Here is a 12791-nt window from a genome sequence, read left to right as displayed (position 1 = left end):
GCGCCCGCTGCCCTTGCTACTGTGTTAGCGATCACGAAGAGCGAGGCGTTCGATGAACATGTTGGCACGCGCGACGGCGCTGGTGGGCGGGGCGATGGTGCTGATGCGGCGGCCCTTCGCCGCGCGGACCCCCGCGATCGGGGGCGCCCCCACGATCCCCGAGGCCAAACCGCAGAAGATCATGACGCTGAAGATGCCCGTCGCCAAGGGCTGGCAGGGCGATCACGTCCCCACCGTGGCGCCCGGCCTCAGGGTCAACGCCTTTGCCCGCGACCTGGACCATCCCCGCTGGATCGAGGTCCTGCCCAATGGCGACGTGCTGGTGGCCGAATCCAAGGAACAGCCCGGCAGGCCGCGCAGCCTGATGGATCACGCCGCGCAGGCCGTGATGCGCCGCGCCAAGGCCATCGGCGACAGCGCGAACCGCATCACCCTGTGGCGCGACGCCGATGGCGACGGGGTGGCCGAACGGCGCGAGGTCTTTGCCGATAACCAGAACCAGCCCTTCGGCATGGCGCTGGTCGACGGCACCTTCTACATCGGCAATACCGACGGGATCGTGGCCTATGATTATCAGGACGGCGCGACGCGGCTGACCGGGCCGGGCCGCAAGCTGGTCGATTTCAAGCCGCGCGGGCACTGGACGCGCAGCCTGCTGGTCTCGCCCGATGGGGGGCGGATCTATGCGGGCGTCGGATCGCTGAGCAATATCGGCGATTTCGGGATGGAGACCGAGGAAGGCCGCGCCGCCATCTGGGAACTGGACCTGGCATCGGGCCAGGCGCGGATCTTCGCCTCGGGGTTGCGCAACGCGGTCGGCATGGCGTGGGAGCCCTCGACCGGGGTTCTGTGGACGGTGGTGAACGAACGCGACGGGCTGGGCGACGAGACGCCGCCCGACTACCTGACCTCGGTCCGGGAGGGGGGGTTCTACGGCTGGCCCTATTGCTACTGGGACCGGATGGTGGATGACCGCGTACCGCAGGATCCCGCCATGGTCGCGCGCGCGATCACGCCCGATTTCGCGCTTGGCGGTCATACGGCCTCGCTTGGGCTGTGCTGGATGCCGGATGGCACGCTGCCGGGCTTCGGCGCGGGGATGGTGATCGGCCAGCACGGGTCATGGAACCGATCGACGCTGAGCGGATATCGGGTGATCTTCGTGCCCTTCGCCGATGGCAAGCCTTCGGGCCCGGCGCGGGACCTGATGTGGGGGTTCCTGTCGGATGACGAGAAATGGGCCTATGGCCGACCGGTCGGCGTGACCTTGGGCGCGGATGGCCGGTCGCTCTTGGTGGCCGATGACGTGGGCGACGTGATCTGGCGGGTGACGGCGGGATAGGTCCCGCCGCGACCATTTCTGCATTCGCGCCTTAGAGGCTGCGCATGACCTCGGCAAGGCAGTGGTCGGTATCGCCAAGCTGATGGTCCAGCATGGTCAGCCGCTTTGCGTAATGCGATGCGGCATAATCCCATGTCATCGCGATGCCACCCTGCATCTGGACGGTTTCCTCGGCGACCTGTCGGGCGGCGCGGCCGATCAGCGTCTTGGCCATTGCGCAGGTGGTCGGGCCGTCGGGACCGTCCAGTGCGGCCGCAATGGTGGTTGATCACGTGCGCTCGATCTTGGTCATCAGATCGACGGTTCGGTGTTGCAGCGCCTGGAAGCCGCCGATGGAATTGCCGAACTGGCGACGTGTCTTCAGGTGATCGCACCTGCGCCGGTTTCGTCCCGGCCAGTTATTCATATCAGGCTGCCCTTTGTTCGAAGGCCACGGGTGATTTCCATCCGAAGGCTAAGTGTGTGCGGCGCGGGTTGTAGAAGCCGTTAATATAGTGGAAGAGGGCGATCTCGACCTCTCGGCGGGTTTGCCAGTTGTGCCGCCAGACCAATTCGGCCTGGAGCGATTTAGGGTCAGGATGCATTGATTTCCTTTTCGCGGCGTGATTCACGGCCGGGAAACGGAGCGGTGACATGAGCGACCTTTTCTGGCTGACCGACGCGCAGATCGCACGTCTCGCTCCCTATTTCCCGAAGTCCCACGGCAAGCCACGCGTTGATCACAGGCGCGTTCTCAGCGGGATTATCTTCATTATCCGCAATGGCTTGCGCTGGCGTGATGCACCCACCGCCTATGGGCCTCACAAGACGCTCTACAGCCGTTGGAGGCGTTGGAGCGGGAAGGGAATTTTTGCCCGGATGATGGCCGGGCTCGCTGCAGAACACGGTGAGGGGACGACCGTGATGATCGACGCGACATACCTGAAGGCTCATCGCACAGCGACCAGTATGGCCGTTAAAAAGGGGGGCGTGGCCGCCTGATCGGTCGCACCAAAGGCGGCATGAACACCAAGCTGCACGCCATCTGCGATAGCCAAGGACGACCGCTCGACCTGTTCATCACCGCCGGGCAGGTGAGCGATTATATCGGAGCGCGGGCGCTGCTCAGCGGCCTGCCGAAGGTCAAATGGCTGCTTGGCGATCGCAGTTATGATGCTGACTGGTTGAGAGAGGCGTTGCAGGACAAGGGGATACGCGCCTGCATCCCCGGTCGGAGGCAACGCAAGACGCCGGTCAAATATGACAAGCGACGCTACAAGCGGCGAAGCCGCATCGAGATCATGTTCGGCAGGCTCAAGGACTGGAGGCGTGTGGCAACGCGATACGACAGATGTCCGAAGATCTTCCTCTCGGCCATCGCCCTCGCAGCAACCGTCATCTATTGGTTATGAATCCTGACCCTAAAGAAGCTTTCGACGGCGGAATTGTCGTGGAAATTGGGCTCGCCACTCATGGGCACCTTGAACCCGTTATTGCGCAGCAGTTTCTGATAGACATGAGTGCAATATCGCGATCCGCGGTCCGTGTGATGAACGCAACCTGGCGGCGGCCGGCGGATCGCGATGGCCATGTTCAGGGTCCGCAAAGCCAGATCCCGCTTCATGCGATTACAGGTGGCCCACCCAACACCGCGCCGGTATAACAAGTAAATAATAACAGGTAGACCGACCTATCCCTCCCATGGGCGTTGTTGCAGAACTCCAGCCTGCCGCGGGATTCACGCGGGCGGGCTGGTAGGGTAAGCGTCTCGGCATGAGCAAACCTGAGGCTGCCCGCTAGGTGTTCAGTCCCGGCATCTGGTGGATCGGATTGACGATGAATCTGTCTGGCTCTGAAGTCCAGACCTTGCAGATGTATTCGTAGGGTGTGACACCGCTCAGCGTCTTGAGCCTGCGTGCGAAATTGTAGGCGGCGATGAAATCGGCGAGGTGCGTGCGCAGCTGGCTGTGGCTGTCGTAGTGGTAGCGCTTGACGGTCGCGTCCTTGATCGTCCTGTTCATCCGCTCGACTTGGCCATTCGTCCACGGGTGGTTGGGCTTGGTCAGCCGATGCTCGATCCCGTTTGCCTCGCAAATCATGTCGAACCGCATTTGCCGAGAGTAAGGAGTGTTACGGTTTCGAGGCTGCTCTGCGAACTGGATGCCATTATCGGTCAGGATCGTGTGGATGCGGTAGGGCACGACGTCCAGAAGGTGCTCCAGGAACTCCCAAGCGGTTTTCCTGTTGGCCTTTTCCGCCAATTGAACGACAGCAAATTTGCTGGTGCGATCAATGGCTACGAAGAGGAAGAGCTTGCCTTCGGCCGTCTGCACCTCGGCGATGTCGATATGGAAGAAACCTATCGGGTAGCGCTTGAACTTCGCACGCTTGGGCTTGTCCCCGCCCACGTCCGGCAGTCGCGAAATGCCATTCCGCTGCAGGCATCGGTGCAGCGCCGAGCGCGTCAGATGTGGGATAGAGGGCTGAAGAGCGTAGAGGCAGTCGTCCAACGGCAGCAGCGTATGGCGCCGAAACGCGACGATTGTTGCTTCCTCGGCCTCACTCAAGACCGTGGAGCGTGGCTCCTTCGGCCCAGTCTTACGGTCCTCAACTGTCTCGCGCTTGCGCCACTTCGCGACAGTCTTTGGGTTGATGCCGAGCTCCCGGCTCAGCTGCGCGAGCGAAGCTTGCGATCGCTGTATTGCAGCTCTGACAGCGTGCGTGGTCGTGGCGCTCCCGTGACGAACTTGTCCCATAATGCTTCCTTCCATTCCTGCGAAAGGATTGCACCATCAAACCATGGGATCAAACAAGCGGATGGTGGCGCTGATCGGCATCCGGCGGCTGATGCAGGCCATCAAGGAATGATTGCCGCTCCGTAGCCCCTTGCGGTGCCTCCGGGGCACTCATGCCAGCCATTCGGCTGAACGACCAGCTCAGCTGCCGGAAACCGGTGGAGCAACTCAAACCACCCGGAAGCGTCACGCCGCGCCGCCGCGCTGGCCGAGTTTTGACACGGGATCGGCCAGCAGGATACAAGGCTCCGGCAGGTTGTCGTTCATGACCAGAGCAAAGCCCAGGTAGCCCGATGTCTGTCCCGGCGCGATGTCCGAACTCATTGGCAGCCCGGCAGCATTGACGCGCAGGTGGACCTTGGTCGTGAAAATGGGAGGTGGTCCAGAAAACGATCCAGTGGATCGTTTTCCCACCGGACGTTCTCGAACGGCCAGAACCCTGTCTTGGTGTCCCCCTTTGGCGCCCGCTACCTGACGAGGGGGCGGATCACAGTGCTGTCGATCATCTGCAGCGCATCTGGCACGATACGACTTTCGTTGGGCGCTTCGAGGATCTGCTCTCACAACCCCGCCAAGGTCCAGCACCGGAACTGGCGGTAGACACTGGAACACTTCACGAACTCTTACGGGAAGTCACGCCAGGGAGAGCCGGTCCGCGCTCGGCATGGCCTTGAACCAGTGGCGGCTCATGCCTCACTCCAGAACAACGCGGTGATTTGCGGGCTTGCGTCCGTTCGGGGCGCGCACGGCCAGAATGAAGCACTCGTAAAACGCCCATTCCTCATCCGACATCAGGTCTCGTGCCAAGCTGGCCTTCATCGCAGATACCAGCTTGAATCACGATCGGCCCACCCCATGAATCCCTTTCGTCAATACTACCTCGATCCCGCAAGCGTCATCATGGCGCTGAACAAACGGGCTTGCGAGCTGCCGCGCGACCTCTACTGGCCCTGACCTGAGACCGCGGATGATGGATCGTACGAAGTTTACCATGGCAACGAGGCTCAAGGTCCACCTCTGCGGCCCGCAATCACCTTGGCACCGCTGCACCGACGAAGACACGATCCGGCATCTGCGCCAATACTTCCCAAAGGGCATCGATTTTTCTACCCATAGCCAAGCCGGTTTCAGCGCTATCGCACGAAGAGTTGAACGAGCGTGCCAAGAAGACGCTCTAGTATCAGGCCACTGCAGAGATGTTTGCACGGACTGTTACGCCGACACGTCGGAACCGCACACGGCAACGGTCCTTCATTATCCTATGCCCGGTCCAGGTTCGCGCCGATCAGCCCCGCGACCTGGGCGGGATGGGTCAGGGGCAGCATGTGCCCCGCCCCCGGCACGACCGCGCGGCCCACATCGTTCAGGCGGTGGGCCAAGGCGTCGCCGATCGCCTCGATGACCGGGGGGCTGTCCGCACCGCGGATCAGCAGCACCGGCGCGTCCAGCGATTCCAGCCCGCCCTCGCGCAGGATGCGGCCGCTGTCCTCGCGCAGGGCGGGGGCGGTCAGGGAGACCAGCCGGATCTGGCGCGTCAGCTGGGCCTGGATCGGGGCGGGCAGGGCGGCCAGGTCCTGGCCGTTCCAGGCGCGCAGGAACAGCGCCGCCGCCTCGGCGTCGCGGTCATCGGCCAGCAGATCGCCCAGGGCGGCATCCAGCCGGTCCTGATCGGCCGAGGGCGCGGCGGCGAACAGCACCGGCTCGATCAGGGTCAGGCTGCGGATCGCGTCGGGGGCGGCCACCGCGATGCGCAGCGCCACCGTCGCGCCGAAGCTGTGGCCGATCAGGTCCAGCGGCCGGTCGATCATCGCGGCCGCCATGCGGGTGACGGCCGTGTGGTAATCGGGATCCTGCGCCCCCGGCATCCAGTCGCCGCTGCGGCCATGGCCGGGCATGTCGAAGGCGCGCAGATCCACGCGGCCCGCCAAGGCCTCGGCGACGGGCCCCCAGCTGGCGGCGCTGCCCATCATGCAATGAAGCGCCAGGGCGGGGCCGTCGGCATCGCCCGGCCAATGGCGGATGTTCACCCCGGTCATGCGGCGGCCAGCGCGCGGTCCAGGAAATCCAGCCGGTCCTGGCCCCAGAAGCGCTGGTCCGTCTCGCGCATGATGTAGAAGGGCGCGCCGAAGGCGCCGGCGGCCACGGCCTCCTCCAGGTTGCGGCCATAGGTCTCGGCGCCGATGAAGAGGCCGCTATCGGCCAGGCCCGCGTCGAAACCCTGTTCGGTCAGGATCGCGCGGATGGTGGCGTCGTCGCTGATGTCGCGCTCCTCGGCCCAGACCGCGCGCAGGAAGGCCTGGACCAGCCCGCCCACATCGCCGCCCCTGGCCTGGGCCGCGATGATCGCATAGCTGGACGGCGCCATGTTCACCGGCCAATGCGCGGGCCGCAGGGTCAGGGGCATGCCCAGATGATCGGCCCAACGCGGCAGCTCCTGCGCGCGATAGGCCATGCGGCTTTCATGGCGGTCGGCGGGGCGCACGCCCCCCGTGCGGTCGAAGAGCTGCAGGAGGTCCAGCGGTTTGTAGGTGATCGTCGCGCCGTGGCGGGCGGCGATCCGTTCCAGCCGGTCGCCCGCCAGATAGCACCACGGGCTGATCGTGCCGAGGTAATAGTCGATATGCGCCATGGTCCTGTCCTTTTACGGGTTTGCCCGCAGGCTAGCGCGGTGCTAAGGCAGCCGCAATCTGACGCAACCGCCAAAGGCCAAGCCCCCATGCCCGTCATGACCGAACCCAAGCTGATCTCCGGCAATGCCAACCGCCCGCTGGCGCAATCCATCGCGCGGCGCATGTCCATGCATCGCGGCATGAGCGTGAACCTGCTGGATGCGCGGGTCGAGCGGTTCAACGATGCCGAGATCTTCGTCGAGGTCTATGAGAATGTCCGCGGCGAGGACATGTACATCATCCAGCCGACCTCGAACCCGGCCAATGACAACCTGATGGAACTGCTGATCATGGTCGATGCGCTGAAACGGTCCTCGGCCGCGCGCATCACCGCCGTGATCCCCTATTTCGGCTATGCCCGCCAGGACCGCCGCGCCAAGGCCCGCACGCCGATCACCGCCAAGCTGGTCGCGAACCTGCTGACCAATGCGGGCATCGACCGGGTGCTGACGCTGGACCTGCATGCGGCGCAGATCCAAGGGTTCTTCGACATTCCGGTGGACAACCTCTATGCGGCGCCGGTCTTTGCGCTGGACGTGCAGCATCATTTCAAGGGGCGGATGGGCGATCTGATGGTCGTGTCGCCCGATGTGGGCGGCGTGGCCCGCGCGCGCGAACTGGCGACGCGGATCGGCGCGCCCCTGGCCATTGTCGACAAGCGCCGCGAGAAGGCGGGCGAGGTCGCCGAGATGACCGTGATCGGCGATGTGGCGGGCAAGGCCTGCATCATCGTGGACGACATCTGCGACACGGCCGGCACGCTGTGCAAGGCGGCGCAGCTGCTGGTCGACAATGGCGCGACCGAGGTGCATTCCTATATCAGTCATGGCGTGCTGTCCGGCCCGGCGGTCGAGCGGGTCGAGAAATCGGTCATGAAATCGCTGGTCATCACCGATTCGATCCAGCCCACCGAGGCCGTGAAGGCGGCATCGAACATCCGCATCGTGCCGACCGCGCCGATGTTCGCCCAGGCCGTGCTGAACATCTGGAACGGCACCTCGGTCTCCAGCCTGTTCGAGACGGACACGCTGCTGCCGATCTATGAGGGCCTTTATTCGACGGGCTGAGCGGGTCCGCCTCCGGCGGGGGTATTTGGACAACGGAGAAGCCGGCCCGGTGTGGGTCGGCTTCTTGCGTCAGAGCGCGCGCCAGCCGATGTCGCGGCGGCAGAAGCCCTGCGGCCAGTCGATGCCGTCGACCAGGGCATAGGCGCGGGCATGGGCCTCGGCCAAGGTGGCGCCGCGGCCGGTGCAGGCCAGGACCCGGCCTCCGGTGGCGATGATCGCGCCGTCGCGCGTGGCGGTGCCTGCGTGGAAGGTCATCTGGAAGCTGGTTTCAGGAAGACGGTCCAGATTGTTGATCCGGCTGCCTTTTTCATAGGCGCCGGGATAGCCCTCGGCGGCCATGACCACGGTCAGGGCGTGATCATCGGCCCAGGTGACGGCGGCCTGGGCCAGCCGCCCCTCGGCGCAGGCCAGGAGCAGGTCGAGGGCCTGCGCGCCGAGCCGCATCATCAGCACCTGGCATTCGGGATCGCCGAAGCGGACATTGTATTCGACCAGCCGCGCCTGACCGTCCTGGATCATCAGCCCGGCATAGAGGATGCCTTGGAACGGCATGCCCCTGTCGGCCATCGTGGCGATGGTGGGGCGCACGATCCGGTCCATCACCTGGTCCTGGATGGCCTGCGTCAGCACCGGGGCGGGGCTGTAGGCGCCCATGCCGCCGGTATTGGGACCGGTATCGCCGTCGCCCACGCGCTTGTGGTCCTGGGCCGTGCCGATGGGCAGGCAGTCGGTCCCGTCCGAGAGGATGAAGAAGCTGGCCTCCTCGCCCGCCATGAACTCCTCGATCACGACCGAGGTGTCGCCGAATTCGCCGTCGAAGATCGCGTCGATGGCAGCGAGCGCCTGATCGAGGGTCTCGGCCACGGTGACGCCCTTGCCCGCCGCCAGACCGTCGGCCTTGATGACGATGGGCGCGCCTTGGGCTGTGACGTAATCGCGCGCGGGGCCGGCCGTGTCGAAGCGCGCCCAGGCCGCGGTGGGGGCGCCGCAGGCATCGCAGATCTCCTTGGTGAAGGCCTTGGAGGCCTCGAGCTGGGCGGCGGCCTGCGACGGGCCGAAGACCAGGAAGCCGGCATCCCGCAGCGCGTCGGACACGCCCGCCGCCAGGGGCGCCTCGGGGCCGATGATCACGAAGTCGATGGCATTGCCTTGGGCGAATTCCAGCACGTCGGCGCGCGAAAGGATGTCCAGATCGGCGCATTCCGCGACGCCAGCGATGCCCGCATTGCCCCGTGCGACGATCAGCCGGTCGCATTTCGGGTTCTGCCGGATCGCCCAGGCCAGCGCATGTTCGCGCCCGCCGCCGCCCAGGATCAGGATATTCATCTGCCGCCCTTTCGCTTGATCTTGCGGCGTTCTAGTCTGGCCCGGACAAGGGAACAAGACGCATGGATCTGTTGGACGACGACATGGACGAGGGCCCCGAGGCGGGCAGCAACGCGCATGAATTCACCGTGTCGGAACTGTCCGGCGCGGTAAAGCGCAGCATCGAGGACCAGTTCGGCCGCGTCCGCGTGCGGGCCGAGATCGGGCGTGTCTCGCGGCCGGGGTCCGGGCATCTCTATTTCGATCTCAAGGACGACCGGGCGGTGCTGGCCGCGGTGACCTGGAAGGGCCAGGCCGCCCGCCTGGCGCAGCGCCCCGAGGAGGGGATGGAGGTCATCGCCACCGGGCGGCTGACGACCTTTCCGGGCCAGTCGAAATACCAGATGATCGTTGATCAGATCGAGCCTGCGGGCGCCGGCGCGCTGATGGCGATGCTGGAGAAGCGTCGCAAGGCGCTGGCAGCCGAAGGGCTGTTCGATCAGGACCGCAAGCGGCCGCTGCCCGCGCTGCCGCGGGTGATCGGGGTGGTGACCTCGCCCTCGGGTGCGGTGATCCGCGACATCCTGCACCGGTTGCGCGACCGCTTTCCGACCCATGTGCTGATCTGGCCGGTCGCGGTGCAGGGCCAGGCCTGCGCGGGGCAGGTGGCGGCGGCGATCCGCGGCTTCAACGATCTGCAACCGGGGGGCGCGGTCCCGCGGCCCGACCTGATCATCGTGGCCCGTGGCGGCGGCAGCCTTGAGGACCTCTGGGGCTTCAACGAGGAGATCGTCGTGCGCGCCGCGGCGGACAGTGCGATCCCGTTGATCTCGGCCGTGGGGCACGAGACGGACACGACGCTGATCGACTTTGCCGCCGATCGCCGAGCCCCCACCCCCACCGCCGCGGCCGAGATGGCCGTGCCCGTCCGCGCCGATCTGGCCGCGCGGCTGGCCGAGGCCTCGGCCCGGATGGCGCGATCCAGCGCGCTGGCGATCCAGCGGCCGCGCCAGCGCCTGCAGGACCTGGCCCGCGCGATGGGCCGTCCCGCCGCCCTGGTCGAGGGGCCGCGCCAGCGGCTGGACATCTTCGGCGCCCGGCTGGAGCCCGCGCTGCGCCAGCTGGTCCAGACGCGGCGGCACCGGCTGGCCTCGCGCCCGATCCCGGCGGCGACGCTGCGCCAGTTCACCCAGGCCAAGCGCCACGGGCTGGACCGCGCGGCGGCGCGGCTGGATCAGGCCCGGCTGCGGCGGCTGGAACGCCCGCGCGACAGGCTGGCCCAGATGCAGGAACGGCTGGACCGCTCGCTGGCGCGGGTGACCGCCACGACACGGCGCGCGATCGACCAGCAGGGCGCGCGCCTGGCGGATCTGACCCGCCGCCTGAGCGCCGCCCAAGGCCGCATCCTGCAGGCCCGCAAGGACCGATTGGAGCGGCTGGACCGGATGCGCCTGACCTTGGGTTACCACGAGACGCTGAAGCGCGGATTTGCCGTGGTCCACGGTCCCGACGGGCTGATCACCAGCGCGGCCAAGGCCGGGGTCACCCCCCAGTTCCGGGTGGAATTCGCCGATGGCGCGACCGAGGCGCGGCCCGTGGCCCCGCGGGCCAGGCGCGCCAAGCCTGCGCCAGAGCAGAAATCCCTGCTCTGACCCACATCACGCTGGCTGCGGGCGCATCCGCAGCCAGATCAGCGCCCCGCCCGCCAGCACCAGGAAGGGCAGCATCGCCAGGTTCACCGCGTTCCACCCGGCCACCACCGACCCGCCCGCGCAATTCATCAGCCCGCCCGATGACAGCGAGGCCAGGAAGACGCCGGTGAAGACGACGAAATCGTTCATGCCCTGGACGCGGCCCTGCTCCTGCGGGCTGTGGGCGCGGGTCAGCATGGCCGTCGCGCCGATATAGCCGAAGTTCCAGCCCACCCCCAGCAGGATCAGCGACAGGTAGAACTGGCCCAGATCCACGCCGGTCAGCGCCACCGCCCCGGCCAGCCCCAGGATGGTCAGCCCCGCCCCCACGATCCGCGGCGCGCCGAAGCGCGCGATCAGGTGCCCGGTGACGAAGCTGGGCGCGAACATGGCCAGTACATGCGCGCTGACGATATTGGCCGCGTCCGAGGTCGCATATCCGCAGCCCACCACCGCCAGAGGCGTCGAGGTCATCACCAAGTTCATCAGCGCATAGGAGACCATGCCGCAGATCATCGCGACCAGGATCGTGGGCTCGCGCAGGATCCAGCCCATCGGCCGTCCGCCATCCCCGTCGGCCGAGACGGCGGGCGGGCGCGGGATGTCCAGGAAGGCGAAGAGGAACGGCCCCGCCAGGTTCAGCCCGATCACCGCCAGATAGGTCGCAAGGAAGGGCACCGCGGTCAGGTCGCTGGTCATGCGCACGATGGCCGGACCGATGATCGCCGCCGCCAGCCCGCCCGCCATCACCCAGGATATCGCCTTGGGCGCGTAATCCGCGGGTGCCACATCCGTCGCCGCGAAACGATAGAACCCCTGCGCGGCCATATAGACCCCGGTCAGCGCCGATCCGGCCATGTACAGCCAGAAGGACCCGATCCACAGCCCCGAGGCCGAGACCGCCGCCCCCAGCCCCCCAGCCAGCACCGCCAGCAGGAACCCCGCCTGCCGGCCCGCGCCTGCATGAACCGGGCCAAGGGCCGCGCCGACAGGGCCGATCCCAGGATGATCATCGACAGGGGCAGCGTCACCAGGCAGGGATGCGGCGACAGCACCTGGCCCGCCAGCGCCCCGATGATGAAGATGATCGACATCTGCGCGCCCAGCACGGCCTGGGCCAGGACCAGGACGGTGACGTTGCGCCGCGCGCGGGCCAGATCGGTCATGCCAGTTCGGTCATGCCAGGGCGGAGGCCTGACGCGCGCGATCCTCGATGGCCTGCCAGTTGCCGGAGGCCATGTCGGCATCCGTGACGATCCAGCTGCCGCCGACGCAGACGACGTTGGGCAGGGACAGATAGCTGCCCGCGTTCTGCGGGGTCACCCCGCCCGTCGGGCAGAAGCTGACGCGGGGCAGGGGGCCCGCCAGCGATTTCAGCGCGAGCGCGCCGCCCACGGCCTCGGCCGGAAAGAATTTCAGCATGTCAAAGCCCGCGTCGGAGGCCCGCATCACCTCGGACGCGGTGACGGCGCCGGGCAGCAGGGGCAGGCCGATCTCCTCGCAGGCGGCAATCAGGCGGTCGGTCAGACCGGGCGAGACGGCGAAGGTCGCCCCCGCATCGCGCGCGCGTTTCGCGTCGTCGGGCGTCAGGACGGTCCCCGCGCCGACATGGCCGCCCTCGACCCGCGACATCGCGCGGATCGCGTCCAGCGCCGCATCGGATCGCAGCGTCACCTCAAGGACCGGCAGCCCGCCCGCGACCAGGCTGCGCGCCAGATCCGCGCCATGGGCCGCGTCCTTGATGACGATGACCGGGATGACCGGGGCCAGCCGGCACAGGGCTTTGGTCTTCTGGGACTGGGCAGCGGGGGTCATGGCACACCTTCGGGCAGGGGATTTCACCCCCGACCTGACCGCAAAGCCCCGCGCGATGCAAGCCCAACCAAACCCCCGGCAGGGCTGATGTTATCGCTATCCCGCCCCGTGTCGCGGCCTTTCCCCTT

General features: G+C 66.8%; 11 protein-coding genes and 4 pseudogenes. 4 read left to right on the top strand and 11 right to left on the bottom strand.

Annotated elements, in window-relative coordinates:
* Window positions 1-52: 52 nt before the first annotated feature.
* Window positions 53-1342, top strand: coding sequence for a PQQ-dependent sugar dehydrogenase (locus tag JHW48_RS11370; protein WP_119886741.1), 1290 nt, complete (start codon window positions 53-55; stop codon window positions 1340-1342).
* Window positions 1343-1373: 31 nt separating this feature from the next.
* On the opposite strand, the gene JHW48_RS11365 is transcribed toward JHW48_RS11370, so the two are convergent.
* From JHW48_RS11365 to JHW48_RS11355, 3 genes and pseudogenes are all read right to left on the bottom strand, one after another.
* Window positions 1374-1589 carry an acyl-CoA dehydrogenase family protein gene (locus tag JHW48_RS11365; protein ID WP_272835855.1) on the bottom strand — a complete coding sequence of 72 codons (216 nt, stop codon included), beginning with the start codon at window positions 1587-1589 and terminating at the stop codon, window positions 1374-1376.
* Between the two features lie 21 nt (window positions 1590-1610).
* Window positions 1611-1748 (bottom strand): acyl-CoA dehydrogenase family protein, encoded by a 138-nt coding sequence (locus JHW48_RS11360; protein ID WP_240637887.1) that lies wholly within the window; start codon window positions 1746-1748, stop codon window positions 1611-1613.
* 1 nt (window position 1749) lies between these two features.
* Window positions 1750-1911: pseudogene (locus JHW48_RS11355) on the bottom strand (IS3 family transposase); the annotation flags it as partial.
* A gap of 64 nt (window positions 1912-1975) precedes the next feature.
* Here JHW48_RS11355 and JHW48_RS11350 point away from each other — a divergent pair.
* Window positions 1976-2733 (top strand): IS5 family transposase gene (locus JHW48_RS11350; RefSeq protein WP_119886742.1). Its coding sequence is split into 2 segments (ribosomal slippage): window positions 1976-2300 and window positions 2300-2733, totalling 759 coding nucleotides; the frame shifts between segments, so codons are not numbered across the junction.
* Window positions 2734-2741: 8 nt separating this feature from the next.
* Here JHW48_RS11350 and JHW48_RS11345 read toward each other — a convergent pair.
* The 5 genes and pseudogenes from JHW48_RS11345 to JHW48_RS11325 form a co-directional block, all read right to left on the bottom strand.
* A pseudogene (locus JHW48_RS11345) lies at window positions 2742-3005 on the bottom strand (DDE-type integrase/transposase/recombinase); the annotation flags it as partial.
* Between the two features lie 112 nt (window positions 3006-3117).
* Entirely contained in the window at window positions 3118-4077 is a 960-nt protein-coding gene (locus JHW48_RS11340; protein WP_272835848.1) for an IS481 family transposase, read from the bottom strand.
* Window positions 4078-4341: 264 nt separating this feature from the next.
* A pseudogene (locus tag JHW48_RS11335) lies at window positions 4342-4935 on the bottom strand (transposase); the annotation flags it as partial.
* Window positions 4936-5375: 440 nt separating this feature from the next.
* Window positions 5376-6152: an alpha/beta fold hydrolase gene (locus tag JHW48_RS11330; protein ID WP_119887658.1), complete on the bottom strand. Its 777-nt coding sequence runs from the start codon at window positions 6150-6152 to the stop codon at window positions 5376-5378.
* Window positions 6149-6745 (bottom strand): 2-hydroxychromene-2-carboxylate isomerase, encoded by a 597-nt coding sequence (locus JHW48_RS11325; RefSeq protein WP_119887659.1) that lies wholly within the window; start codon window positions 6743-6745, stop codon window positions 6149-6151. The genes JHW48_RS11330 and JHW48_RS11325 overlap by 4 nt, the downstream gene beginning before the upstream one ends.
* Before the next feature lie 87 nt (window positions 6746-6832).
* Between JHW48_RS11325 and JHW48_RS11320 the strand changes: the two genes are divergently transcribed.
* The gene (locus tag JHW48_RS11320; RefSeq protein WP_119887660.1) at window positions 6833-7852 is read left to right on the top strand and encodes a ribose-phosphate pyrophosphokinase; all 1020 of its coding nucleotides are present in this window, start codon (window positions 6833-6835) and stop codon (window positions 7850-7852) included.
* A 69-nt stretch (window positions 7853-7921) separates the two neighbouring features.
* On the opposite strand, the gene purD is transcribed toward JHW48_RS11320, so the two are convergent.
* A complete protein-coding gene (gene purD / locus JHW48_RS11315) occupies window positions 7922-9178 on the bottom strand; it encodes a phosphoribosylamine--glycine ligase (RefSeq protein WP_119887661.1) in 1257 nt (418 codons plus the stop codon).
* A gap of 62 nt (window positions 9179-9240) precedes the next feature.
* On the opposite strand from purD, the gene xseA reads away from it, so the two are divergent.
* On the top strand, window positions 9241-10809 hold the full coding sequence (gene xseA / locus JHW48_RS11310; RefSeq protein WP_119887662.1) for an exodeoxyribonuclease VII large subunit: 1569 nt from the start codon (window positions 9241-9243) through the stop codon (window positions 10807-10809).
* Window positions 10810-10815: 6 nt separating this feature from the next.
* On the opposite strand, the pseudogene JHW48_RS11305 reads toward xseA, so the two are convergent.
* Together JHW48_RS11305 and eda are read right to left on the bottom strand one after the other, a co-directional pair.
* Window positions 10816-12014: pseudogene (locus JHW48_RS11305) on the bottom strand (MFS transporter).
* Between the two features lie 10 nt (window positions 12015-12024).
* Window positions 12025-12663, bottom strand: a complete 639-nt coding sequence (gene eda / locus JHW48_RS11300; protein ID WP_119885695.1) for a bifunctional 4-hydroxy-2-oxoglutarate aldolase/2-dehydro-3-deoxy-phosphogluconate aldolase — start codon at window positions 12661-12663, stop codon at window positions 12025-12027.
* Between the last annotated feature and the right edge of the window lie 128 nt (window positions 12664-12791).

The sequence above is a fragment of the Paracoccus aestuarii genome (genome assembly GCF_028553885.1).
In the GTDB taxonomy this organism is placed as follows: domain Bacteria; phylum Pseudomonadota; class Alphaproteobacteria; order Rhodobacterales; family Rhodobacteraceae; genus Paracoccus; species Paracoccus aestuarii.
The sequence above is the reverse complement of the archived record's forward strand: the minus strand, read 5'-3'. Positions and strand labels throughout refer to the sequence as shown.